Source organism: Clostridium sp. YIM B02555, assembly GCF_022320955.1.
GTDB classification, from domain to species: domain Bacteria; phylum Bacillota; class Clostridia; order Clostridiales; family Clostridiaceae; genus Clostridium; species Clostridium saccharoperbutylacetonicum.
Genome location: NZ_JAKJJY010000018.1, coordinates 69,389 through 94,689, shown reverse-complemented (window position 1 = coordinate 94,689; position 25,301 = coordinate 69,389). Strand labels below are relative to the sequence as shown.

The following is a 25,301-nucleotide window of genomic DNA, read 5'->3' as shown; positions in this document are numbered from 1 at the left end:
TAATAAAGAGTTGACTAAGAAATTCATAGCCAACTCTTTTAATGTTAAATTAATATTATTATAAAAATCTATTGTGATTTTAATATTCCATCTAAATTAAAGGAAGGAATAAAATCTGTAGTATTAGAACCTTCATCTTGAATAAATCCATTTGTAACCCCAAGTTCTAAGGCATAATTTATTAAACTATCGTAATGTTTTGGATTAAGCCTCTTATTTATTTCAGGATAATTACAGGCATTAAACATAGGAACATATTGATTCATTAAACTTATGTATATATTGTTGCCATATCTGTTATAAAGAAGATCAACTATTTTTTTTGAGTCAAAAAGAAGTCCAGGGAGCATTAAGTGTCGTACAATAACACCTTTAATTATTCTTCCTTCGGAATCAAATTTAGGAGTACCAACTTGATTTACCATTTCATCAATGACTTTTATGGTATTAGAAGCATAGTTGCTTACCTTAGAATATTTTAATGCATATTTATCATTAAAGTACTTAAAATCTGGTAAGTAAACATCAATATATCCATTTAGTGCTTTGATCGCTTCGATAGAATCATAACCATTTGTATTATAAAGTATAGGTACATTTAGATTATTTTTTTTGGCAATTTTTAATGCTTCAATAATTTGAGGAACATAGTGAGTTGGTGTAACTAAATTTATATTATTAGCTCCTTTTTCTTGGAGTTCAAAAAATATTTCAGAAAGTCTTTCAATAGATACATCTATTCCTATAACTGAAGTTTTGCAGTTTGGATTTTGTATTTCAGTAATTCCTTGGCTTATATCATAGTTTTGACAAAACACACAATTAAAGTTACAGTGAGAAAAAAATACAGTTCCTGATCCATTTCCTTTAGAAATAGGTGGCTCCTCCCAAGGATGCAAGAAGGCTTTGGCAATTTTTACTTTATTTGAAGCTTTGCAGAATCCAGTTTCATCATTATTTCTATTAACCTTGCAGTTTCTATTGCAGAGTTTACATTCATTAAGCATATTTAAATTATTGTTGTCGATTGTATTAATTGAATTGGTCATATATACTAACTCCTTTATGCACCTTTAAAAAGAGCAGCTATGCACTGCTAGAAATAGCAGCTATGCTGCAATACGGAACTATTTTGCAACATCGGAACTTATATTAGCAATTTTTAACTTGTTATTTATTTTCAGGTGCTGATATAATTTTATCTAAAACAAATTATATCATAGTTATATATATTACAATTATCAAATTTTAGTTATCAATTAATTATGATATTCTTAAATTGAGATGTGTAATATTAATTGTAACTTATATATTTAACTATACTTTATTTATCACAATTGCAATTATGTTTAAAATAAAATAAAATACATTGAAATATAAATATTAAACTTAATACGCCAAACATAGGATATAACTTGTTAATTAAGTTTCCAAAGCCAAATTGAGAAATTATAAGAGCAAAAGCTATAACTATAAATATGCCTTTTTTAAATTCAATATTAAAGGTATTAGTTAAAGTTTTGCTTATTGAATAGATATCTGAAACTTCAGTTGAAAACATCTCTAGCCAAATAATAACCAATAATAAAGCTTGAATTATATTACCAAATCTATTGGCCACAAAGAGTAATGGAATTTCATAGTTATATATATATGGTTGATTAACAGTTAATAACAGATTTATCATTAAGCAAAGTATGGTGAGACCAATTGCACCAATAATTACTCCAGTAATCATTATCTTAGTTTTTTTCATTTGATTACTTATTGGAACTAGAACTCCAGAAGCAGAAAGCGTATTATAGCCTGCATATAATATTGTAGACATAAGAATTCCAGATTTTTTAGGTGGAAAATTAGCTATATTTTTAAATGTAACTATATCTTTGCAGAAGGCAAAGTATAAGACTGTAATTAGGGTAATAGTAACTATTAATGCTGGAACGATAAAGGAATTAACTTCTATTAAACCTTCTGTATCTCTTAATAAAAAAATCACAGCTATAAAAATCATAATTAATGAACCAATTATCTTTGGTAGTTGGAAAAATTGATTAATTAAAGCTCCGCTTCCAGCTAGTATTATAGATGCGCTGGAAATAAGAAAAAATGTAGTTATAAGACCAGTTAATTTACCGAGTATATTTGGACTTACTATATTCATGACATCACTATATGAATTAAGATTATGATCAATGCTTATTTTAGAAATTATAGAACTTATTAGAATATAGAAAATTCCACAGGCTATAATACCTAAAAAACTTTCTATTCCATATTGAGTAAAAAATTCTGTAATTTCTCTTCCAGAAGCAAGGCCAGCACCAACAATTGTGCCGATAAATACTGTGGCAACCTGAAAGATTTTAGTTAATTCCTTTTTCAATGTTTATCCCCCTAAAGAATATTCCTTGTAATAATATATAAGGGTTACTTTTATTTTATTCTTTAAATGTTACAATATTAAAGAAATGTTTTTTATTTAGAAATAGTAATATTTTAAATTTACGGAGGATATATGAATAATTTTTGGAATGGTAAAAGATATCATAGTTTAAATTATTTTTTAAGAGATAAATTTGGTGAAAAGGTATTTAAAATATCTTTAGATGGAGGTTTTTCTTGTCCTAATAGAGATGGCAAGATAAGTAGTGGAGGCTGCCTTTTTTGCAGTGAAAGAGGCTCAGGAGATTTTGCAGGTAATAGGGAATTATCTATTACAAAACAGTTTAACAATATTAAAGATATGATGGCTAAGAAGTGGAAGAATGGAAAGTATATTGCTTATTTTCAAGCTTACACAAATACATATGCACCAGTTGAGGAGCTTAGAAAAAAATATGAAGAGGCATTAAAGCAGGAAGATGTTGTAGCTATTGCAATAGCTACAAGACCAGATTGTCTAGATGATGATATTTTAGATTTATTAGAGGAAATAAATAATAGAGTTTATCTTTGGATAGAACTTGGACTTCAATCGTATAGTGATGAAACGGCAAAATTGGTAAACAGAGGATATAAGCTTGAAGTTTTTGAAGAAGCAATGATCAAGTTAACGGAAAAAAATATTGATGTAGTAGTTCATGACATTTTAGGATTACCAGGTGAGACTAAGGCTGATATGTTAAAAACTATAAATTACATTGCTCATTCAGGTGCGAAGGGAATTAAACTTCATTTGTTACATCTAATGGAGAATACACCTATGGTTAAGTTGTATGAGCAAGGAAAGCTAGAATTTTTATCACAAGAAGATTATATTGAGTTAATAACCGAGGGAATAACTCTTTTGCCAAAAGATATGATAGTTCATAGACTAACAGGAGATGCACCAAGAAACCTTTTAATTGGACCAAGGTGGAGTTTGAAAAAATGGGAAGTGCTTAACTCAATAGATAAGGTTATGGAAGAAAATGATTTATGGCAAGGAAAGAATTTTAAGGCGTAATTAAGTTTATTATATTTAGAAATGGGGTAACATGGTGAAAGTAGATATTATAATATCCGCTAATGATATAGTGGAAAGTAAAATTAAGGATAAGGTTGTTGTAGTAATTGATATGTTTAGGGCAACTTCAGTAATAGTTACAGCGTTAAGTAATGGATGTGAAGAAGTTATTCCATATTTGACAATAGAAGAAACCTTGGAGGCTGCGGATAAAATTTGTAGAGAAAATTACTTATTAGGAGGAGAACGTAATGCTGTCAAAATAGATGGTTTTGATTTATCTAATTCTCCATTAGAGTACACAGAAGAGCTTGTAAAAAATAAGAAAATTTTATTTACAACAACAAATGGAACTAGGACGCTTGCTAGATCAAAGTCTGCAGGAAGAATATTAATAGGTGCTATGATAAATGCAAAGGCAGTAGCTAAAAAATTAATTGAATTAAATCAAGATGCAGTTATTATAAATGCAGGAACCAATGGAAATTTTTCCATGGATGATTATATTTGCAGTGGGTATATAATTAATGAAATGTTAGTTTATGGTGAAAAGTTAGAACTTACGGATATAGCAAAGACAGCTAATATAATATATGAAGGAAATTTAGAGATAATGAGTTATGTAAAGCAAGCAACGCATTATTCAGTTATGAAAGCTCTAAATTTGGATAATGACATTAGTTATTGCACTAAAAAAAGTATTATAGATATAGTTCCAGAGTATAAAGATAATAAGATAACAATATTAATTTAAACAGAATCTATATTTTAAATTAATAAGAAAATAAAATTATTTTTAAATAAAAAACGAACGGATCAAGAAATTAAGGATATTCTTGATCCGTTCGTAATTATCTCGAATGAATAATTTTAAATAATTTTGATAATAATCCAGTTTTTTTAGATTGAACTTCATTTTGAATGTAATAAGCTTGCTCAATTACATTCTTAAATTTTTTAATTTCATTTATCAAATTGTTATCTCTAGATATGGATAATTGATTAAATTCATTAAGTTGTGTAGTTATAGTGCTTTCTAACGAATTTTCTTCAGTTTTATGTTCTATACGAAATTTAGAGTCAATGTGATCCTTAAGTTCATTTAAAATAGTATCTTTAAGATTTTCCATGTATTTATTTTGTTCTTGAACTACTGCTTCAGCAACTTTTTGAACGAATAATTGATTATTTTCAGTAATCTTGTCAGCTAAATATTTTTTAAAGTCTTCAATTTCTTTATTTTCCTTGTTTTGTATCATAGTACCAATATCTAACTGAAATTCTTGGCAGTAATTTTGAATTTCTTTAATAGTCATTCCTTTATTCTTTAATTTAATTAAGAATTCAAGTTTATCTATATCTCTAGCTGTATATCGTAATTCTTTATCTGATATTTCTATTTGTAAAATATTATCAAAAACGTTGGTATAATAGAGTATATTTTTGTCTTCTTCATCTAGTAAAGAAGATACCTGACTAATTGTATAATATGATAAATCTCCTCTTTTTTTCTTTTTTATTATAACTTCTTCATCAATATTTATTTGTGCATTTTCAGAATTCATAGTTTATTAAATCCCCCTTAATTAAATTCAAATTAAAACAAATTAGTATGATTAATTAAATGTCATATAAAACCCCTAATATAATTTAATAATTTAAGAAAATGCCTAGAATTATATAATTAGTTTATTATAATATTAAAATCTGTAATTAAATTTACTTATAATAAACTTAATTATTACTAAATCAGAGTATTTTAATTTTTTATTGTTGAAATTAATCAGATTATAAATAATTGTACTTTAAATTTCTGCCAGTATAGTATAAAATTATAATTGTTAATATAGCTATATTAATATTATATAATAAATATAGAGAATAAAAAATAATAAATATTCAAAATGATAGGATAAATTTGTTATAATTAAATAATTGGGAGGATAAGTTATGGAAAAGAGCAAAATATTATTAGTTGCATTAGGACAAGGTGCTGGCAATGTAGTAGATGGTTTATTGAGTAAGAATAAAAGTTATAATGGATTATTTTTCAATAGTAGTTTGTTTGATATTAAGCCGTTAAAAAATGCAAATATCGACAAAAATGTTTATTTATATCCAGGAACTGATGGCTCTGGAAGAGATCGTACTAAATCAAAAGAAATGATAAAAGATAATGCAAATGCTATAGGGACTTTATTAAGAAAATATCCTCAAACAGAAGTTATGGTTGTCTTTACAAGCATGGCAGGTGGGACAGGATCAGGTGCAATTAAAACGTTTATACAAATAGCATCTGCTGCCATACCTACAACAAAAATAAATGTGGTGGCAATTTTACCAAGTTTAACTGAAGATCAGTTATCATTAAGAAACACTATAGAATGCTGGAATGATATTAACAGTATAATGGATTTGATAAGTGATATTAAGTTTGTTGATAATAATAAAAGAAATACATATAAAGAGATAAACAATGAAGTGGTTGATAATTTAGATTTGGCATATAATCTAATGGGAACGCATATTGATGGTACTATTGATAGGAAAGATTCATTGAGAATAAATACAGCAGATGGATCAGGGCTTGTCTTTAAACTTTATGATGGATTAAAAGATGCAAAGAGTGCTATAGATTTAGCTATACAAAATAGTATATTTGCGCAACCAGATACATATGATTGTGATTATTTAGGTATAAATCTAAAAATCGATGGTTATGATCCAAATGAAATTGCTAAAAGTTTTGAAGTTTATAGAAGTACTTATATCACATACAATAATGACTTTAATGTAGTTGTTCTTGGAGGTTGCGAAACTCCTACAAAATCAATTAAATTAATAAAAATGGCATTAGATGATAAATCTAAGAGAAAGTTGGAAAGATCTAAAAAGAGAAGTTTAATTATAGATTTTGATGATGAAGGTAGTACTAAAGAAAATAATAGTGGAATAGAAGACTCTCATGTAGGTGATGGTGGAGAGCTAGAATTTTCTTTTGAATAGTCATTGCATGATATAATATAAGACATAAATATGAGTGGATGTTGGACTAGTTTTAGTGAAATACCCACTCATAATTTTATTTATTGTTATATTGTTTGATTAATTGATAAATCCTTGGTGAACAATTTTTTCCTTTGCAATTACCACTTCCGGCACCTGTAGCTTTTTGAACTTCTTCTACAGTTGAAGCACCATTTTTAATAGCCTCTTTGATTTTAGCTCTAGTAATTAGCTTACAGGTACAAGTTTTGGTTAATTTATCTAAAATAGCTTCATTTAAATCATTTTCCATAAAAAACTCTCCTTTGCAGATAGTTATTTTAGATAATTAAATCATTTCATTTTAAATTGGTCAATAGAATTTATTAATAAATTTTATTTAATGTTTTTCAATAATTGACAATTAAAAATCATTAATATATAATTATTACAATAAAAAGACTATGATTAGGAAAAGTATCTTGGATGACATTTTTAGAGAGTAGCTGTTTGGTGCAAAGCTATAATAAGTCTAGGAGAAAATCACCTAGGAGTTGGAGACTGAAAAGCTTTATGCTGAATAAGTTATCACGTACAGCCTGCGTTAAAGGATAGAGTATGTTAGTACTTGAATTTAAACATTTAATTTTTTGTTTAAATGTTTAGCCTTAGGTGGTTTGCGAATTCAACTTCGTCCTTTAGGATGGAGTTTTTTTATTTACAAAAAATCATAGAATTTTTAAAGTCTATAAGGACTAAAAAATAAGAATTTAGAAAGTATAAGGTTAGTGATTAGCAGTTAATGGTCTCAGGAATATTGAATAATAAGCTTTAAAAAAATAATATATAAAAAATGCGAAGCGTTTTTTATCCTAGCAACTGTAAATTGTAAACTGTAAACTGATTATAAGGAAGGGGATTTTTAATGTACAACAAGGTAGATTCGTCAAAAGGTACCGTCAACATCGAAAAAGACATAGCAAAGCTTTGGAAGGAAAAAGATATTATAAAAAAGAGCTTTGATTCTAATCAGGATGGAGAGTATTTCACTTTCTATGATGGACCTCCAACAGCAAATGGAAGACCTCATGTTGGTCATATTTTAACTAGAGTTATGAAAGATATTATTCCAAGATATAAAGTTATGAAGGGCCATAGAGTTCTAAGAAAAGCAGGATGGGATACTCATGGGCTTCCTGTAGAATTAGAAATAGAAAAGAAGCTTGGAATTTCAGGAAAAGAACAAATTGAAGATTTTGGCGTGGAAAAGTTTATTAAAGAATGTAAAGATAGTGTATTCTCATATGTTAGCTTATGGGAAGATATGTCACATCAAATAGGATATTGGGTTGATATGGAAGATCCGTATGTAACTTACCATGATAATTATATTGAATCAGAATGGTGGGCACTAAAGAAATTATGGGATAAAGGCTTATTATACAAAGGTCATAAGGTAATGCCTTATTGCCCAAGATGTGGAACTGCTCTTTCATCTCATGAAGTTGCTCAAGGATATAAGGATGTTAAAGACTTAACTGCAACAGCTAAGTTTAAAGTTAAAGGAGAAGAAAACAAGTATATACTTGCTTGGACAACAACTCCTTGGACATTACCATCTAACTTAGCATTATGTATCAATAAGGCTTACACATATGCTGATGTTAAAGTCGGTGATGAAGTTTATGTATTAGCTAAGGACTTAATAGGAACAGTTCTTAAAGATTTAGAACATGAAGTAATTAAAGAGTATAAAGGTGAAGAATTATTAGGTACTGAATACGAACAATTAATGCCTTTTGCTAAAGTTGAAGGTAAAGCGTTTGTAGTAATCCATGGAGATTATGTAACACTTTCAGATGGTACTGGTATAGTACATATTGCACCAGCTTATGGTGAAGATGATAGTCTTGTTGCAAAGCAAAATGGTATTGCATTTGTAAATTTAGTAGATGCAAGTGGTAATTTTGTTTCAGAAGTAACTCCATGGGCAGGAAAGTTTGTTAAAAAGTGTGATGAAAGTATCTGTAATTACTTAGAAGAAAATAATAAGTTATTTGATAAGCATAAACATCTTCACTCATATCCTCATTGCTGGAGATGTGATACACCACTTTTATATTATCCAAAAGACAGCTGGTTCGTTGCAATGACTCAAATGAGAGATAAGTTACTTGAAAATAATGATAAAGTAAACTGGTATCCTGATAACATTAGAACAGGAAGATTTGGTAAATTCCTTGAAAATGTTATTGATTGGGGTATTTCGAGAGATAGATACTGGGGGACACCACTTCCAATATGGCAATGTGAATGTGGTCATAGAGATTGCATTGGAAGCAGAACTGAATTGGAAGAAAAGGCAACTACAGACTGCAAAGGTATAGAATTGCACAAACCTTATGTAGATGGAATCAAGTTAAAATGTCCTGATTGTGGGAAGGAAATGACTAGAACTAATGAAGTAATTGACTGTTGGTTCGATTCAGGATCAATGCCTTTTGCACAATGGCACTATCCATTTGAAAACAAAGAAAAATTTGAAAAGAATTTTCCAGCTCAATTTATATCAGAAGCTGTTGACCAAACAAGAGGATGGTTCTATACATTAATGGCACTATCAACATGTTTATTTGATACAAATCCATTTGAAAACTGTATAGTACTAGGTCACGTATTAGATAAAAAGGGACTTAAGATGTCTAAGTCTAAGGGAAATGTTGTTGATCCATTTGAAGTGCTAAATAGTCAAGGTGCAGATGCTACAAGATGGCATTTTTACACTGCAAGTGCTCCATGGCTTCCAACAAGATTTTCAGTTGATGACGTTGCAGAAACTCAAAGAAAGTTCTTAGGAACTTTATGGAATGTATATTCATTCTATGTGTTATATGCTGAAATAGATAATTTTGATCCAACTAAGTATGCAGATTTTGTTTCAGAAAATGTAATGGATAAATGGATTATATCTAAGCTAAATACATTAATTGAAACAGTTGATGATGGATTAAACACTTATAAGATCACTCAAGCAGCGTTAGCTATTGAAGATTTTACAGATGAGTTATCAAACTGGTATGTAAGAAGAAACAGAGCTAGATACTGGACACAAGAATTAACAGATGATAAGATTGGTGCTTATGTAACATTATATAAAGTGTTAGTTAATTTAGTTAAGGTAGCATCACCATTTGTACCATTTATGACAGAGGAGATTTATCAAAACTTAGTTTTAAATCTTGATAAGAATGCTCCAGAGAGTATTCACTTATGTAGCTGGCCAGAAGTAAATAAGGAAGCTATAAATGAAGAATTAGAAAAGGAAATGGATTTAGCTTATACATTAGTTAAGCTTGGAAGAAGTGCTAGAAATGCTGCTAACATTAAAAATAGACAGCCACTTTCAGAATTGCTTATTTCAACAAAATCGCTTCCAGAGTATTATGGAGATATAGTAAAAGAAGAATTAAATATCAAGATGGTTGAATTAGGAGCTGACCTTTCTAAATATGTTAACTTCGAAATTAAACCAAACTTACCTGTTATAGGTAAAATGTATGGTAAATTAATTCCTCAGATCAAAAAAGCAATTTCGGAAAAGAATCAAATGGAATTAGCTCAAAAGATTCAAAATGGTGAAAGCGAAACTATAGTTGTTAATGATACAGAAATAGTTCTTACAAACGAAAATCTTTTAGTTACAATGCAGGGATTAGAAGGTTATGCATTTGCAGGTGAAGGTGAACTAGGAGTTGTTTTAGATACTACAGTAACACCAGAACTTCAAGAAGAAGGTCATGTAAGAGAAATTATTTCAAAGATTCAAAATATGAGAAAAGATAAAGGTTTTGAAGTAGCAGATAAGATAAAGCTTTATGTAGCAAATAATGATATGTTAGTTGAAGTTATTAAGAAGTTTGAAGAAACAATTAAGAAAGAAACTTTAACTAATGAAGTTATTTATAACAAAGAAGCTGATTATTCAGAAGCGGCTATTAATGGTGAAATATTAAATATGACAGTAGAAGTTATAAAATAGTTAATATAGCTAGGAATTTCAAGTCTTATTGAAATTCCTAGCTATTTTATAATATCTATCTACACAAAATGAAACTCGAATTAAGTAAGCATAAATTAACTTTATTACTATTTTTACATATTATTTTTAATATTTTTTTAAGTAATTAAACAAAGTTACAAATATAAGGTTAGAAACTGTGATTTTTGACAAAACTTATGATATAATAAAAATTTATTATAAGTTTTGTTGATTTATAATGTAATATGTTAGTATAATAGAAATATCTAGAAAAATTCAAAGGAGGAATTAATAATGGCTACTTCTATAAAGGATGTTGCAAAGGAAGCTGGAGTATCAATTGCAACTGTTTCTAGAGTTTTAAATGATATCGATGTAGTAAATGAAGATACAAAGAAAAAAGTTTTAGATGCAATAAAGAAACTTGGATATAGACCTAATATAGTTGCACGAAGTTTAAAAACTCAAAGAACAAAAACAATAGGAATCTTACTTCCAGATATATCAAATCAATTTTACCCAGAAATTGTGAGAGGTGCTGAGGATGTTTCCAATATTTATGATTATAATATAATATTGTGTAATTCAGACTTGGACATAGAAAAAGAAAAAGAATACTTAAGAGTACTCAAAGAAAAAATGGTTGACGGTGTAATCTATATGAGTATCTCTCTTAATTCAGAAATATTAGATTTAATAAATGAATTAGATGTAAAGACTGTCTTGGTTGAAACTAAAGATAGAGAAGGTGTACTGCCAAGTGTAACGATTGATAACGTTAAAGCAAGTTATGATAGTACAAAGTTATTAATTCAAAAAGGAATAAAAGAAATTGCATTCATAGGTGTTGGTAAAGATAGTGAAAATGCTTGGGGAGATAGATTTATCGGATATGAAAAGGCTATGAAGGAAGCAGGCATAAAAATAGATCAAGAGTTAGTGTATTTTGAGTCAATGAAAGTAAAGAGCGGGTATGAAGGAATACAAAAATTCTTAAAGGATAAGAAAAAATTTAAAGGTGTAGTATGTGCATCTGATGATATTGCTATGGGAGCAATAAATGCTTTAAGAGATAATAAGTTAAAAGTTCCAAAGGATGTAAGTGTAGTTGGATTTAATGATAATTTTGCTGCATCAATATTCTATCCAAAGATTACTACAATCTCACAACCAACTTATGATATGGGATCAGTAGCTATGAGAATGCTTATAAAACTTTTAAATAAAAAAGAACTAGAAGAACCACATTATGTTTTAGAACATGAATTGATTGAAAGAGAAAGTACGATTTAATTTCAACAAGGGTTACAATTAAAGGTAGGGCGTAGTTGCACTACCTTTTTTATAGTTGCAACAGCAACTAAACAATGTTAGAATAAGGTTTATTTTGATTAGTTGAAAGCTTTTAATTATCAAGGAGGATATTAATGAATAGTCAAAAACGATTAGAAGAAATGAGTGTAGGTAAGTTATTATTAGAATTTTCGATTCCAGCAGTTATTGGTATGTTGGTTAATACTTTATATAACATAATTGATAGAGTATTTATTGGACATATTGAAGGGATAGGAGAATTAGCAATGGCCGGTGTTGGAATAACAATGCCGTTAATGACTATAATATTGGCGTTTGGAATGCTAATTGGGATTGGTACAGCTACAAAGGTATCAATAAAACTTGGGGAACATGATAGAGAAGGGGCAGAAAAACTTTTAGGAAATGCTTTTTCATTAATAATTATTATAAGTATTTTACTTACAATACTAGGAATTATATTTGTAGATCCACTGTTAAAAATGTTTGGAGCAAGTGATAATATTATAGTTTTTGGTAGGGAATTTATTCAAATAATCTTCATGGGATGCATATTTAATATGATAAGTTTTGGTCTTACTCACTCAATTAGAAGTGATGGAAGTCCTAAAATAGCAATGATGATTATGATAACAAGTGCAGTTATAAATACAATTTTAGAACCAATATTTATTTTTGGGTTAGGACTTGGTGTTAGAGGTGGAGCACTTGGAACAGTTATTGCACAATTAATAAGTAGTATTTGGATTTTATATTACTTTACCAAGGGCTCTAGTGTTCTTAAGATTAGAAGAAGTAATTTAAAACTTGATAAAGCAATTGTGTTAAGTATTTTTGCAATTGGAATAAGTCCATTTATTATGCAACTTTCACAAAGCGCTGTTCAAGTAGTAGCCAATAATTCATTGCAAACATATGGTGGAGATATAGCAGTTGGTGCAATGACAATTATAAATAGTGTTGCATTAATATTTTTAATGCCTATCTTTGGATTGAATCAAGGTCTTCAACCTATAATAGGGTATAATTTTGGTGCAAAAAGACATGATAGAGTTAGGCAGGCTGTAAGATATGGGATTATTGCTGCAACAATAATCGTATCAATTGGTTTTATTGTTATTGAAGGTTTTGCTGAAAAATTAGTTGTAATATTTAATAATGACTCTTCTCTTATAGAAGTTACGGCACATGGAATAAGAATATTTCTTGTAATGCTTCCACTAGTGGGATGTCAAATTATAATTACAAACTATTTTCAATCTATTGGCAAGGTTAAAATTTCAATGTTTTTAAGTTTGTTGCGCCAAGTTATAATATTAATCCCTTGTATGCTTATAATACCAGTGTTTAAGGGATTGGATGGAGTTTGGATTGCTGGAGCAACATCAGACATTTTGTCAGTTATGGTTACATTAATTGTTTTTGCAAAAGTATCAAAAAAGGTGAAAGAAAATAATGACAAAGAAAAAATTATATTTGAAAATTAAATTTTAATACAAATATAATTCATGTTAAAATATGAAAATAAGTTTATCCAAAATATTTTGAGATAAACTTATTTTTATATGTAAATAATTAAGAGGATAAGAAAGCGAAATTAAGTTTTTAATAATAAGGATATTTGACCCAAGGATACTCATTGATATCAACAACATTAAAAAACAATGTTCTTCCTATGTTAGTATTAATTATTGCATCGTGAGCTATTTTTTTAGCTTTTTCTTTATTAAGGAAAAAGTTACATTTAAAAAAAAGACGAAGATCTTCCTTTGCAACACACTTGAATATATTAATACCATCATGTGTAATATTTTCTACTATTTTTACTATATCGTCTTGTCTTAAAGCGCAATTTACTATAATCATAAACATCAACCTCTTTTGCTTAAATTTTATAAAATGACGTCAATTCTTAATCGTCGCTTAAACAAGTATAAATATTAATTATATTATAATTGGATTTTTTATAAAAATCAACAAAAGATGACAAAAAATATGGTTGATTTAGAAAAAAGATAAAAAAAGAGGGAAAAATGACTATTTTGATATATATATATTTAATAAAATTAAAATAAACCTTATATAATAGAATAAAAATCCATTATATAAGGTTTATTTTTATAAATTAGTATTAATTTTTATTTTTAATATTAAAGAATTCCTTCATTCATTAATATAGTTTCTAAGTTTTGAACTCTATTTGATAAACATATAAATTTTTCCTTTAATTGTTCTTTTGAAGGGGAATCTGTATGTATATATTTTTCCATTTCTTCTACAGCTTTTAAAGCTTCCTCTACATCTTGTTGCGCTATCTTTAAATTTGAATTATCCATGAAAATTCTCCTTTTTATTTATTTATGTTTAATAAGTATATCCTATCACTACTAAAAAATAAGTGCAAGGAATATAAATGTAAAGAATAATTATACTATGGGGGAGAATATGATAAATTATATTTGGTTTTTTCTAATATTTTTCGGAATTTTAGTTGGGATATTGAGTGGAAATGGTGAAATTATTTCTAAAGCAATAATTAATTCATCAGGGAATACTGTTACTTTTGCAATTGAACTTACTGGTATAATGTGTTTTTGGTGTGGTGCGATGAAGGTGGCCGAAAATAGTGGACTCACAGAAAAAATATCGAAATTATTAAAACCAATTCTAAAACTTATTTTTAAAGAAGCATCAAAGGACGAAAAAACTTTAGGTGCTATAGTAATGAATCTTACAGCTAATATGATGGGATTGTCTAATGCAGCAACACCATTTGGAATTAAGGCAATGGAGGAAATGAATAGGTTAAATGATAATAAAGGGATTGCATCTAATGATATGGCACTTTTTCTAGTATTAAATGCTACTTGTATTCAATTAATTCCATCTACAATAATTTCTATAAGAGCTGCATGTAATTCATTAAATCCAGGTATTATAATATTACCTACACTAGTATCTACTACAACAGCAGCAATTGTTGGAATAGTATGCTGCAAAATATTGCAGAAGTATTTTTGATTTACAGAGGGAGAATAATTATATGTTTAATTATTTAAGTAAAAGCATAATACCAATAATATTTTTACTTATTATAACCTATGGAATGTTCAAAGGAAGAAAAGTTTATGAATGGTTTATAGAAGGAGCTAAAGATGGTTTACAAGTAACTTTAAGGATATTTCCATATCTTTTAGCTATGATAATTGCAGTGCAAATATTTAAGGAAGCTAAATTAATGGATTTATTAAATAATCTAATAGCACCTATCGGAAATTTGATTGGATTGCCAAAGGATCTTATTCCTTTGCTAATAATAAAACCTTTATCAGGAAGTGGAGCAATAGGGGTATTTACAGATATAATAAAAAGTTTTGGACCAGATACTAGAACTGGACTTATAGCTTCTGTTGTAATGGGGAGTACAGAAACAATATTTTACACAATTACAGTGTATTTTGGAGCAATAAAAGTAAAAAAAATAAGGCATACTTTATGGGCAGCAATACTAGCAGATATGACAGCAATAATTATGGCAATTTTTGTGGTAAATATATTTTTATGTTAAGTATCTTTATTAGTATAAATTTTTGCAGTATTATATGTTTGTAGAAGAAAATATTTCTAAACAGGAAAGAGGATACATTTATGAAGAAAGAGGCATTTATTAGAAACAGAAGTAATTTAATCAACAGTTTAGAAAATAATTCGATTGTAGTTTTATTTTCAGGAAAGCCATGCAAAAAGACTGGAGATGAATTCTATCAATTTACAGTTAATAAAAATTTTTATTATTTAACAGGAATACAAGAAGAAGAGCATATTATAGTTTTGTCAAAAATTAAAGGAGAAATAAGCGAAAAGCTGTTCTTAAAAGATTTAGATTTAGATAAAGAGTTATGGAATGGAAAGACTTTAAGAGATACTGAGGGGCAAGAAATATCTGGCGTAAAAGATGTAGTTTATATGAAGGAATTTACTTCTTATTTAAATAGGTTAATAAGAGGTGTTGAAGAGATTAATTTATATTTAGATTTAGATAGAGAAGAAATGGAAGAAGAAGACTCTATAGCTAATGTTTTTGGAAGGGATATGAATCAAAAATACCCTTACATTAATATAAAAAATATATCTCATAAGATAGCACCTCTAAGAATGATTAAATCTGATGAAGAAATAGCAGAAATGAGAAAAGCAATAGAAATAACAATAGCAGGTGTAAAGTCGTTAATGAAAAATGCTAAAGCTGGAATGAAAGAATATGAGCTTGAAGCATATTTTGATTTTGAATGTAAAACAAAAGGAGTTAAGGATTACGCCTTCAGAACTATTGCAGCAGCAGGAAAAAATGCGGCAATACTTCATTATGTAAATAATGATAGCGAAATAAAAGATGGTGATTTAATATTATTTGATCTAGGAGCTCAATGGAATTTATATAATGCAGATATCACTAGAGATTTTCCGGTAAATGGGAAGTTTACAGCTAGACAAAAAGAAGTTTACGAAGCTGTTCTCAGAGTGAATAAAGCTGTTATTAAAAAGATAAAGCCAGGTGTAGATTCTAAAGAATTAAATGCGTGGGCAAAGGATTTAATTGCTGAAGAATGTATTGGATTAGGACTTATTAAAGAAAAGTCTGAAGTTAATAAATATTATTGGCATAGCATAGGACATAATTTAGGGTTAGATACCCATGATTTGGGAATATTGGGAAGAGAATTTACTTTTGCAGAAGGAATGGTATTTACAGTTGAACCAGGAATATACATTAGTGAAGAATCTATTGGAATAAGAATTGAAGATGATATTTTAGTTACCAAGGATGGTTGTGAAGTCTTGACCAAAGATATGATTAAAGAAGTTAATGAAATTGAAGAGTTTATGAAATAATATATACTGCATCTAAGAAATTCATAGATTAACTTGTTAAATATAATGAAAAGTATTTGGTAAAATAGCAAGTCAATCTGTTTGACAGCATTGACTTGGTGTTTTATTTGCTAATAACAGTATTAAAGGAAGGTTGGAATAAATGAAAGTATCAGAACGAATACAAAAATTAAGGGAACTAATGAAAAAAGAGAAAATAGATTATTATATAGTGCCAAGTGAGGATTTTCATCAAAGTGAATATGTAGCTGAATGTTTCAAAGCAAGAGCGTATATAACAGGTTTTACTGGATCTGCAGGAACAGCCTTAATTGGATTAGAAAAAGCGATTTTATGGACTGATGGAAGGTATTTCATACAAGCTAACCAACAATTAGAAGGTTCAGGAGTAGAACTTTTTAAGATGAGAATTCCAGGATGGCCAACATTAGAAGAATGGCTTATGGAAAATGTGTCAGAAGGTCAGACGTTAGGCTTTGATGGAAGAGTATTACCAGTTAATAGATACAAAGATATTTTAAAAATAAAACAAAACAAAAATATTAATATTGCTATGGATAAAGATTTAATTGAAGAAATTTGGACTGATAAACCAGAAATGCCAAAGGAAAAAGTTTTTATACTTGATACAAAATATTGTGGAAAGAGTGCAAAGGAAAAAATCCAAGAAGTAAGAAATGATATGAATAAATTAGGAAGTAAAGCTTATATTATATCATCATTAGATGATATAGCCTGGCTTTTTAATATTAGAGGAAACGATGTTAAAAATACGCCAGTAGTTTTATCATACGCACTAATTGATGAGGATAGAGCAATACTTTATATAGATGTAGAAAAAATTTCCGATTCAGATAAAGAAGCTTTATCTAGAGAAGGAATTATAATAAAAAATTATGAGGATGTATTCGAATATATAAAAGAAATAAAGGACAGTATCATATTTGATTCGGACAAAGTAAGTGCCTATATATATGAACAAATTAATAATGATGTTAAGAAAATAGAAGAGTTAAATATAACTACAAAATTAAAAGCAATAAAGAATGAAACAGAAATAAATAGCCTTAAAAATTGCCAGCTTAAGGATGGAGTTGCAATGGTAAGGTTTATAAAATGGATTAAGGATAACGTAGGAAAAGAAGTTATTACAGAACTTTCATTAGCTGACAAGTTGTGTGAAATAAGAAGTAAAGGTGAATTATTTATAGAAGAAAGCTTTGCTACAATTGCAGGGTACAAGGAACATGCAGCAATGATGCATTATTCAGCAACAGAAGAAAGTGCATATGAGTTAAAAAAAGAAGGGATATTGCTAGTTGATAGTGGGGGACAATACTTCGATGGAACTACAGATATTACTCGTAGCATTATTTTGGGAAAATTGACTGAAGAAGAAAAAAGAGATTTTACATTAGTATTAAAGGCGCATATTGGCCTTATGAAGGCTGTATTCTTAAAGGGAACAACAGGTTCTAATGTAGATATATTAAGTAGAAGGGTTTTATGGGAAGAAGGGCTAGATTATAAATGTGGAACAGGACATGGAGTAGGTTTCTGCTTAAGTGTTCATGAAGGACCACAAACAATAAGGCCAATTCCAAATACAGTAGAGTTAGAACCAGGAATGATATTAACTAATGAACCAGGAATATATAGAGAAGGAAAACATGGAATCAGAACAGAGAATATAATGCTAGTTGTTCCAGATAAAAAGGATGAAGAATTTGGAGAATTTTATAAATTTGAAACAATGTCATATTGTCCAATAGATTTAGAAGGAATTGATGTGAATTTACTAACAGATTATGAAAAAGAATGGTTGAATGATTACCATAAAGAAACTTATGAAAAATTAAGCCCATTTTTAAATGATGATGAAAAGCAATTCCTTAAAGAAGAAACTAAAGCAATATAATACATTTAAAGTTATTATTCTTAATATAGAAATTAAAAATAATTTCACTAATCAATTATAAATATATTATTGCACTTAATTCTAACAAATAGTATAATGTAAATAATTTGAGAATTAACAGGAAGTATTGTAATTTAGTTTAACTGCGTAAAATTATATTAAAAAATTCTGAAAGAATTTTACTTCAACTGTAAACTGTTAATTGTCCACAGGATACCCTGAAGGGCATAAATTTTTAATTGTATAAGATTGCGATGATGAGAAGAGTAGTAAAAGAATCATTCTATAAGAGAGCTAATACATGCTGAAAGTTAGCGTTTGTGAATTTTATGAAGATGGTCTTAGAGCATGTTTTTTGAGCCAAGATATTGGTTAGGGAAATACGGGCGCAACCGTTATATTGCAGGGTGATGATGGTCACCTAATAAGTTATTCATTGTGAAGTGAGTAAGAAATAGAGTGGTAACACGTATAATGCGTCTCTATATAGGTTTTAATATCCTATATAGAGGCTTTTTTATTATAAATGTAAAATCGCAGTGAAGTATTTTTTTAGATATATAAATACTCATTGGCTTAAAATAAGGAGGAACACAAATAATGTGTACAGATTGTAAAAAAACATATTATATTACTACACCAATTTATTATCCATCAACAAAGCTACATATAGGAAATACTTATACTACTGTAGCTGCGGATGCACTTGCAAGATTCAAAAGATTAACAGGCTATGATGTAATGTTTTTAACAGGAACAGATGAACATGGTCAAAAGATTCAAAGAATAGCTGAAGAAAAGGGAATTACACCAAAAGAGCATGTAGATGAAGTTGTTGCTGGTATTAAGGATCTTTGGAGCATGATGAATATAAGTTATGATAAGTTCATTAGAACTACTGATGATTATCATATTAAAGCTGTTCAAGATATATTTAAGAAATTATATGATCAAGGAGATATCTATAAGAGTTCTTATGAAGGGTGGTATTGTACACCTTGTGAATCATTTTGGACTGATACTCAATTGGTAGATGGAAACTGTCCTGATTGTGGAAGACCAGTTGAAAAATCAAAGGAAGAAGCTTATTTCTTTAAAATGAGTAAATATGCAGATAGATTAATAAAATATATTGAAGATCATCCGGATTTCATTCAACCAGAATCAAGAAAGAATGAAATGTTAAATAACTTCTTAAGACCAGGTCTTCAAGATCTTTGCGTATCAAGAACAAGCTTTAACTGGGGAGTTCCTGTAACTTTTGATGAAAGTCATGTTGTGTATGTTTGGATAGATGCATTATCAAACTATATAACTGCTCTTGGATATGGTCAAGATAACAAAGAATTATACGATAAATTCTGGCCAGCAGATGTGCATTTAATAGGAAAAGATATTTTAAGATTCCATACTATTTATTGGCCAATTATGTTAATGGCATTAGATTTACCACTTCCAAAGCAAGTATTTGGGCATGGATGGCTTCTTGTTGATGGTGGAAAGATGTCAAAATCTAAAGGAAATGTAGTTGATCCGGTTGTTCTTGTAAATGAATTTGGAGTAGATCCTGTAAGATATTATTTATTAAAGGAAATTCCATTTGGAGCAGATGGATTATTTAATAATGAGATATTTATAAAGAAGATAAATTCTGACCTTTGTAATGACTTAGGTAATCTTTTATCAAGAACAGTTGCAATGGTTGAAAAATATTTTGCTGGAGAAATGCCTGCACAAGTTGAAAAAGAAGCTATTGATGATGAATTAATAAGTTTAGCTTTAGCAGCGCCAGGAAAAATTGAAGCAGCAGTTAATGAATTAAATATACCACAAGCTTTAGAATATGTATTTGAATTAATAGGAAGAGCAAATAAGTATATAGATGAAACAACTCCATGGATATTAGCTAAGGATGAGGCTAAAAAAGCTAGACTTGGAACAGTTCTTTATAATTTAGCTGAAAGTCTTAGATTTGCATCAGTAATGATTTCAGCCTTCTTACCAGATACAGCTAAAAAGATCAATGAACAAATAAATACTTCAGAAATAGCATGGGAATCACTAAAAGCATTTGATGGAACAAAGGCTGGAACAAAAGTTGTTAAAACTGAAAACTTATTCCCAAGAATAGATGTTGATAAAAAGCTTGCAGAATTAGAAGCTTTAAGAGCGGCATCTCAACCAGCTAAGAGAGAAATAACTCCAATTAAAGAAGAAATCACGATTGAAGATTTTGAAAAAATTGATTTAAGAGTTGTTAAAGTATTAGCTTGTGAACAAATAAAAGGAGCTAAGAAATTATTAAAATTAAAAGTGGATTTAGGTGGAGAAGAAAGACAAGTGGTTTCAGGAATAGCAGTCCACTATAAACCAGAAGAATTAGTTGGAAAAAATGTTGTGCTAGTAGCTAATTTAAAACCTGTAAAACTTAGAGGTGAATTATCACAGGGAATGATTTTATGTGCTGCAACGGATGATGATAGCGTGTTAAAGGCTGTAGATCCAGGAGATCTAGAATCAGGAAGCATAGTAAGATAAGCAGGTAAGTGAAAGTACAAAAGTGATGATCCAAATCTTGTATTTGGCTATAAGTGAAAGGTTCTTGGTTGCAGCATAGCTGCTTCTTTATAAGTGCAGAACTTTCTCTGTGAGCATCTATGATTTAGATTCTTGAACTTAGTTAATTCATTTGTGAGTTGATCGCATATAAAAATAATTTTATATGATCACTTACTTTGTGTGGATTGATAATATGTTAGGAATGGAAGTTTCATATTTAATAAATGTAAAACAATAAAAGAACGTCTCACTTAGGGGAGTGAGACGTTCTATAACCATATATTAATGGTTAAAGGGGTAAATAATAATGCTTTAACTACTTTACAATTCATATTTTAAGATATGAATATGGCAATTAGGTGTCAAAAAAATTAATATTATATTAACTTAATTATTGAATTGAGGTATACAATATAAAGAAAGGATTTTATTTATGGAAGGAAAATATAAAATAATAGATAGTCATGCTCATTATGATGATGAAGCTTTTAATGAAGATAGGGAAGTAGTATTTGATGAGATTAGGAAAAATGGTGTTATTGGAGTTCTAAATTGTGCTGCATCATATGATAGCTTGAAAAGTACAGATAAATTGACTAGAGAGTATGATTTCATAATTGGTGCATTAGGAATACATCCAGAAAATGCAAATGATATGAAAGAAAATACGTTAGAAGAAATTAAAGAATACATTAGTAAAAATGATAAAATTGTAGCTATTGGGGAAATAGGATTAGATTATTATTGGGAAGAAAATCCATCAAAAGAAATTCAAAAAGAAGTATTTAGAAGACAAATGAATTTAGCAAGAGAATTAGATTTACCAGTTATTATTCATGATAGAGAGGCTCATCAAGATACATTAGAAATAATGAAAGAATTTCCTGAAGTTACAGGGGTAGTACATTGCTTTTCGGGAAGTGTAGAATTTGCAAAGGAATGCATAAAACTTGGATATTATATAGGTTTTACTGGAGTAGTTACTTTTAAGAACGCTAAAAAAGTAGTTAGTGTAGTAAAGGAGATACCAATAGATAAAATTCTTGTTGAAACGGATTGTCCGTATATGGCGCCTGAACCAAATAGAGGTAAAAGGAATAAATCGGACTATATCGAATATATAATAACTAGAATTGCAGAAATCAAAGAAATTGACCCATATGAAGCGAATTTAAAGTTTAACGAGAATTTTTATAGGTTGATTAAAAAGGAAAAATAAGGTAAAATATAACTTGTATACTTATTAATTTATACTAACAAAGTTTTAGTAAAGATAACATAATAAATCATAATTTAATATTGTTAAATTTTTAACTTTATAATGGAGTAATATAAAATCCGCTATCATTTGTATTTATAATTTTTATGCACAGAGTGCATTATTACTACGCTTCATTATAATGCAAGAGGGTGTTAATTTGACAACTTTGGAATATTAATATATAATCAAAAGACACTCTTGCCAAAGGAGGGAATTTAATGATAGAAAAATTTAAACAATTTGTTAAACAAAGTTTTTCTAACGGTCCGAAGGCAAAAAAAATAGTTGGAGCAATTGCAATTATAGTTGTAGTTGTTACAATAGTGACGATATTGAGCATGAGAAAAACGCTCGTATTAAGTGTAGACGGTAAAGAAGAGACTTTTGTCACTTACAAGGGGACTGTTAAAGATGTGTTGCAAGAAAGAGGCATACAATTAGCTGAAAAAGACAAAGTGCAACCATCCTTGGAATCCAAAGTATCTGCGAAAGAAACTATTAAATTAAAGAGAGCTATTCCAGTAGAAATTAAAGCAAATGGAATACAATTAAAGGTACAAACAGCAGAAGATACAGTTAAAGATATGCTAGAAGCAGAACAAGATACATTAAAAGATCAAGGTATAAGCTTTGATGAAGATGTAGATGAAGTATCACCTTCATTAGATTCTAAGGTAGAAGAAAACTCAAATGTACAACTTGTTAAAGTTGATACCAAAGATCTTGTAGAGAAACAACCAATTAACTTCGATACAATAGTTGAAAATGATGAAAACTTGGACACTAGTGTTCAAAAGGTAAAGAGTGATGGAGTTAATGGTCAAAAGGAAATTACCTATCAAGTAGTATATAAAGATGGAGTAGAAGTTTCTCGGAATGTAAAAAGCGCAAAGACTATTGTAGAGCCACAGAATAAAGTGGTGATAAAAGGAACTGGTCAAGTTTATGCAAGCAGAGGTGGAGAACAAATAAAATATAAGAAAAAAATGAATTGTACAGCAACTGCCTATAGTGGTCATTCGACTACTGCTACAGGAAGAAGACCTGTTAGGAATGAAGGCGGATTAAGTACGATTGCAGTTGATCCATCTGTAGTACCATTAGGAAGCAAAGTTTTTGTAGATGGTTATGGATATGCTATTGCAGCTGATACAGGAGGTGCTATAAGAGGCAACAAAATTGATTTATTTCTTGATTCATCAAGTGAATGTGATAGTTGGGGAAGAAGATCAGTGAATTTATTGTTGGTTGCTTATCCGGGAGAATGGTAAATTATTTTAAGAGATAACATTTGTTATCTCTATTTTTTTCTTTAAATTATAGATATTTTACATTATTATTAAAAGAGATGCGAATGAGATAATAATTTAGAAACTAAATATTTCAGCATAAATGAAAGGAAGTAGAGTTTTGATAAAAGAAGTAATAGTTGTTGAGGGTAGAGACGATGTCGATGCCGTAAAGAAAGCCATAGATGCGGAAATAATAGCCGTTGGGGGCTTTGGAATAAATGCAAAGGTAATAGCACGAATACAGGAAGCTCAAAAGAGAAAAGGTGTAATTGTATTAACTGATCCAGATTTTGCAGGTGAAAAGATAAGAAGAATAATATCTAAAAGAGTTAAGGGAATAAAGCATGCTTATATTTCAAAGGAAGACGGATTAAAGAATGGAGATATCGGAGTAGAAAATGCAAATCCTGAAGTTATTTTAAGAGCACTTGAAATGGCTAAAATAACTCAAGAAGAAAAACATGAATTTTTTACTATGCAGGATATGTTTTATTTCAAGCTTACAGGAGATAATACATCAAAGATTAGAAGAAATATGCTTGGTAAAATATTAGGTATAGGTTATGGGAATGCAGCACAAATGGTTTCTAGGTTAAATAATTACGGAATAACTAAAGAAGAATTTACTAATGCTATAGAAGAAATAGAAAAACAATTGGAAGTAGGTAATAAATAAATGGATTTGAAAGATATAAAAACACAAGAGTTAGTTAAGAAATATAATTTTAAGTTTTCAAAAAGCCTTGGTCAAAATTTTTTAGTTGATGATTCAGTGCTTAATGACATTGTAAGTGGTGCAGAAGTAAATGATGAAGATTTTATAATAGAAATTGGACCAGGAGTTGGAACACTGACTGCACAACTTTTAATGAAAGCTAAAAAAGTGACTTCTATTGAATTGGATAATGACCTAATTCCTATATTGCAACAGGAATTAGGAGATCATAAGAATTTTGATTTAGTACATAAAGATGCACTTAAAGTAGATTTTAACGAACTTATAGGTGATGAGAAGAGTGTAAAATTGGTGGCAAATCTTCCGTATTATGTTACAACTCCTATAATTGTTAAACTTCTTAAGGAAGGATATAATTTCAAATCCTTAACTATTATGATTCAAAAAGAGGTTGCTGAGAGGATTAATGCCGAACCAAATACTAAGGAGTATGGATCATTATCTGTTTTAGTGCAATATTATTGTGATACTAAAATACTTAGAAAGGTACCTCCAACATGTTTTATTCCAAGGCCAAAGGTAGAATCTATAGTAATAAGGTTAGACAAGTTAGATGAACCAAGAGTAAAAGCTAAAAGTATTGCTTTGATGTTTGAACTTGTAAGAGCTGGTTTTAATATGAGACGAAAAACCTTATGGAATGCAGCAAAATCACTTAAAGTTAATGTAGACGCATTAGAAAAGGCATTTGAAAAATCAGGAATAGACCCTAAGCGAAGAGCAGAGACATTAACATTAGAAGAATTTGCATTATTATCAGATTGTATTTTTGAATTTAGGAACTAAATTATAAATATTTTAGCAGTGTATGAAACTATGAAAAAATACAAGTTAAATCATAATTGTATTTTCTCCA

At 28.9% G+C, this 25,301-nt stretch carries 21 protein-coding genes and 2 other annotated features; of the genes, 15 read left to right on the top strand and 6 right to left on the bottom strand.

Annotated features, from left to right (window positions below; all coding sequences use genetic code 11):
- Positions 1–68: 68 nt before the first annotated feature.
- Positions 69–1,049, bottom strand: coding sequence for a radical SAM protein (locus L3B98_RS20975; RefSeq protein ID WP_238918111.1), 981 nt, complete (start codon positions 1,047–1,049; stop codon positions 69–71).
- Positions 1,050–1,324: 275 nt separating this feature from the next.
- On the bottom strand, positions 1,325–2,386 hold the full coding sequence (locus L3B98_RS20970; protein ID WP_238918110.1) for a transporter: 1,062 nt from the start codon (positions 2,384–2,386) through the stop codon (positions 1,325–1,327).
- A 132-nt stretch (positions 2,387–2,518) separates the two neighbouring features.
- Here L3B98_RS20970 and L3B98_RS20965 point away from each other — a divergent pair, with 132 nt between their 5' ends.
- On the top strand, positions 2,519–3,448 hold the full coding sequence (locus L3B98_RS20965) for a TIGR01212 family radical SAM protein (protein ID WP_238918109.1): 930 nt from the start codon (positions 2,519–2,521) through the stop codon (positions 3,446–3,448).
- A 34-nt stretch (positions 3,449–3,482) separates the two neighbouring features.
- Positions 3,483–4,202 (top strand): 2-phosphosulfolactate phosphatase family protein, encoded by a 720-nt coding sequence (locus tag L3B98_RS20960; RefSeq protein ID WP_077359696.1) that lies wholly within the window; start codon positions 3,483–3,485, stop codon positions 4,200–4,202.
- A 97-nt stretch (positions 4,203–4,299) separates the two neighbouring features.
- Here the strand turns inward: L3B98_RS20960 and L3B98_RS20955 are convergent, their stop codons facing one another.
- Positions 4,300–5,013, bottom strand: a complete 714-nt coding sequence (locus tag L3B98_RS20955) for a helix-turn-helix domain-containing protein (RefSeq protein ID WP_077359698.1) — start codon at positions 5,011–5,013, stop codon at positions 4,300–4,302.
- Positions 5,014–5,398: 385 nt separating this feature from the next.
- Between L3B98_RS20955 and L3B98_RS20950 the strand changes: the two genes are divergently transcribed.
- A complete protein-coding gene (locus L3B98_RS20950; RefSeq protein ID WP_015390226.1) occupies positions 5,399–6,454 on the top strand; it encodes a cell division protein FtsZ in 1,056 nt (351 codons plus the stop codon).
- Positions 6,455–6,530: 76 nt separating this feature from the next.
- Here the strand turns inward: L3B98_RS20950 and L3B98_RS20945 are convergent, their stop codons facing one another.
- Positions 6,531–6,746, bottom strand: coding sequence for a (2Fe-2S)-binding protein (locus L3B98_RS20945; protein ID WP_015390227.1), 216 nt, complete (start codon positions 6,744–6,746; stop codon positions 6,531–6,533).
- A gap of 142 nt (positions 6,747–6,888) precedes the next feature.
- Positions 6,889–7,135 (top strand) — a binding site (T-box leader).
- A 223-nt stretch (positions 7,136–7,358) separates the two neighbouring features.
- On the opposite strand from L3B98_RS20945, the gene ileS reads away from it, so the two are divergent.
- The 3 genes from ileS to L3B98_RS20930 all read left to right on the top strand — a co-directional run bounded on the left by ileS (position 7,359) and on the right by L3B98_RS20930 (position 13,273).
- A complete protein-coding gene (gene ileS, locus L3B98_RS20940; RefSeq protein ID WP_238918108.1) occupies positions 7,359–10,472 on the top strand; it encodes an isoleucine--tRNA ligase in 3,114 nt (1,037 codons plus the stop codon).
- A 294-nt stretch (positions 10,473–10,766) separates the two neighbouring features.
- Positions 10,767–11,765: a LacI family DNA-binding transcriptional regulator gene (locus L3B98_RS20935; RefSeq protein ID WP_015390229.1), complete on the top strand. Its 999-nt coding sequence runs from the start codon at positions 10,767–10,769 to the stop codon at positions 11,763–11,765.
- A 134-nt stretch (positions 11,766–11,899) separates the two neighbouring features.
- A complete protein-coding gene (locus L3B98_RS20930; RefSeq protein ID WP_015390230.1) occupies positions 11,900–13,273 on the top strand; it encodes an MATE family efflux transporter in 1,374 nt (457 codons plus the stop codon).
- Positions 13,274–13,391: 118 nt separating this feature from the next.
- Here the strand turns inward: L3B98_RS20930 and L3B98_RS20925 are convergent, their stop codons facing one another.
- Positions 13,392–13,652, bottom strand: coding sequence for a hypothetical protein (locus L3B98_RS20925; RefSeq protein WP_015390231.1), 261 nt, complete (start codon positions 13,650–13,652; stop codon positions 13,392–13,394).
- Between the two features lie 284 nt (positions 13,653–13,936).
- Positions 13,937–14,122, bottom strand: a complete 186-nt coding sequence (locus tag L3B98_RS20920) for a hypothetical protein (protein WP_015390232.1) — start codon at positions 14,120–14,122, stop codon at positions 13,937–13,939.
- Between the two features lie 109 nt (positions 14,123–14,231).
- Here L3B98_RS20920 and L3B98_RS20915 point away from each other — a divergent pair, with 109 nt between their 5' ends.
- The 9 genes from L3B98_RS20915 (at position 14,232) to rsmA (ending at position 25,231) form a co-directional block, all read left to right on the top strand.
- Positions 14,232–14,807 carry a nucleoside recognition domain-containing protein gene (locus tag L3B98_RS20915; protein ID WP_015390233.1) on the top strand — a complete coding sequence of 192 codons (576 nt, stop codon included), beginning with the start codon at positions 14,232–14,234 and terminating at the stop codon, positions 14,805–14,807.
- Positions 14,808–14,829: 22 nt separating this feature from the next.
- Positions 14,830–15,354 carry a nucleoside recognition domain-containing protein gene (locus L3B98_RS20910; protein ID WP_015390234.1) on the top strand — a complete coding sequence of 175 codons (525 nt, stop codon included), beginning with the start codon at positions 14,830–14,832 and terminating at the stop codon, positions 15,352–15,354.
- Positions 15,355–15,434: 80 nt separating this feature from the next.
- The gene (locus L3B98_RS20905) at positions 15,435–16,679 is read left to right on the top strand and encodes an aminopeptidase P family protein (protein WP_015390235.1); all 1,245 of its coding nucleotides are present in this window, start codon (positions 15,435–15,437) and stop codon (positions 16,677–16,679) included.
- A 142-nt stretch (positions 16,680–16,821) separates the two neighbouring features.
- On the top strand, positions 16,822–18,597 hold the full coding sequence (locus L3B98_RS20900) for an aminopeptidase P family protein (RefSeq protein WP_238918107.1): 1,776 nt from the start codon (positions 16,822–16,824) through the stop codon (positions 18,595–18,597).
- Between the two features lie 245 nt (positions 18,598–18,842).
- Positions 18,843–19,084, top strand: a binding site (T-box leader).
- Positions 19,085–19,197: 113 nt separating this feature from the next.
- Entirely contained in the window at positions 19,198–21,135 is a 1,938-nt protein-coding gene (gene metG, locus L3B98_RS20895) for a methionine--tRNA ligase (RefSeq protein ID WP_015390237.1), read from the top strand.
- A 454-nt stretch (positions 21,136–21,589) separates the two neighbouring features.
- Entirely contained in the window at positions 21,590–22,375 is a 786-nt protein-coding gene (locus L3B98_RS20890) for a TatD family hydrolase (protein ID WP_238918106.1), read from the top strand.
- A gap of 260 nt (positions 22,376–22,635) precedes the next feature.
- Positions 22,636–23,688 (top strand): ubiquitin-like domain-containing protein, encoded by a 1,053-nt coding sequence (locus tag L3B98_RS20885; protein ID WP_015390239.1) that lies wholly within the window; start codon positions 22,636–22,638, stop codon positions 23,686–23,688.
- 139 nt (positions 23,689–23,827) lie between these two features.
- Positions 23,828–24,385, top strand: coding sequence for a ribonuclease M5 (rnmV, locus tag L3B98_RS20880; RefSeq protein ID WP_015390240.1), 558 nt, complete (start codon positions 23,828–23,830; stop codon positions 24,383–24,385).
- A complete protein-coding gene (gene rsmA / locus L3B98_RS20875) occupies positions 24,386–25,231 on the top strand; it encodes a 16S rRNA (adenine(1518)-N(6)/adenine(1519)-N(6))-dimethyltransferase RsmA (RefSeq protein WP_015390241.1) in 846 nt (281 codons plus the stop codon). It begins immediately after the preceding gene.
- Positions 25,232–25,301 lie beyond the last annotated feature (70 nt).

Excerpts from the sequence above, each read along its gene's own strand:
- L3B98_RS20975 (WP_238918111.1), bottom strand. The coding sequence starts at position 1,049 with ATGACCAATTCAATTAATACAATCGACAACAATAATTTAAATATGCTT.
- L3B98_RS20965 (WP_238918109.1), top strand. The coding sequence starts at position 2,519 with ATGAATAATTTTTGGAATGGTAAAAGATATCATAGTTTAAATTATTTT.
- L3B98_RS20955 (WP_077359698.1), bottom strand. The coding sequence starts at position 5,013 with ATGAATTCTGAAAATGCACAAATAAATATTGATGAAGAAGTTATAATA.
- L3B98_RS20950 (WP_015390226.1), top strand. The coding sequence starts at position 5,399 with ATGGAAAAGAGCAAAATATTATTAGTTGCATTAGGACAAGGTGCTGGC.
- L3B98_RS20945 (WP_015390227.1), bottom strand. The coding sequence starts at position 6,746 with ATGGAAAATGATTTAAATGAAGCTATTTTAGATAAATTAACCAAAACT.
- ileS (WP_238918108.1), top strand. The coding sequence starts at position 7,359 with ATGTACAACAAGGTAGATTCGTCAAAAGGTACCGTCAACATCGAAAAA.
- L3B98_RS20935 (WP_015390229.1), top strand. The coding sequence starts at position 10,767 with ATGGCTACTTCTATAAAGGATGTTGCAAAGGAAGCTGGAGTATCAATT.
- L3B98_RS20930 (WP_015390230.1), top strand. The coding sequence starts at position 11,900 with ATGAATAGTCAAAAACGATTAGAAGAAATGAGTGTAGGTAAGTTATTA.
- L3B98_RS20925 (WP_015390231.1), bottom strand. The coding sequence starts at position 13,652 with ATGATTATAGTAAATTGCGCTTTAAGACAAGACGATATAGTAAAAATA.
- L3B98_RS20920 (WP_015390232.1), bottom strand. The coding sequence starts at position 14,122 with ATGGATAATTCAAATTTAAAGATAGCGCAACAAGATGTAGAGGAAGCT.
- L3B98_RS20915 (WP_015390233.1), top strand. The coding sequence starts at position 14,232 with ATGATAAATTATATTTGGTTTTTTCTAATATTTTTCGGAATTTTAGTT.
- L3B98_RS20910 (WP_015390234.1), top strand. The coding sequence starts at position 14,830 with ATGTTTAATTATTTAAGTAAAAGCATAATACCAATAATATTTTTACTT.
- L3B98_RS20905 (WP_015390235.1), top strand. The coding sequence starts at position 15,435 with ATGAAGAAAGAGGCATTTATTAGAAACAGAAGTAATTTAATCAACAGT.
- L3B98_RS20900 (WP_238918107.1), top strand. The coding sequence starts at position 16,822 with ATGAAAGTATCAGAACGAATACAAAAATTAAGGGAACTAATGAAAAAA.
- metG (WP_015390237.1), top strand. The coding sequence starts at position 19,198 with ATGTGTACAGATTGTAAAAAAACATATTATATTACTACACCAATTTAT.
- L3B98_RS20890 (WP_238918106.1), top strand. The coding sequence starts at position 21,590 with ATGGAAGGAAAATATAAAATAATAGATAGTCATGCTCATTATGATGAT.
- L3B98_RS20885 (WP_015390239.1), top strand. The coding sequence starts at position 22,636 with ATGATAGAAAAATTTAAACAATTTGTTAAACAAAGTTTTTCTAACGGT.
- rsmA (WP_015390241.1), top strand. The coding sequence starts at position 24,386 with ATGGATTTGAAAGATATAAAAACACAAGAGTTAGTTAAGAAATATAAT.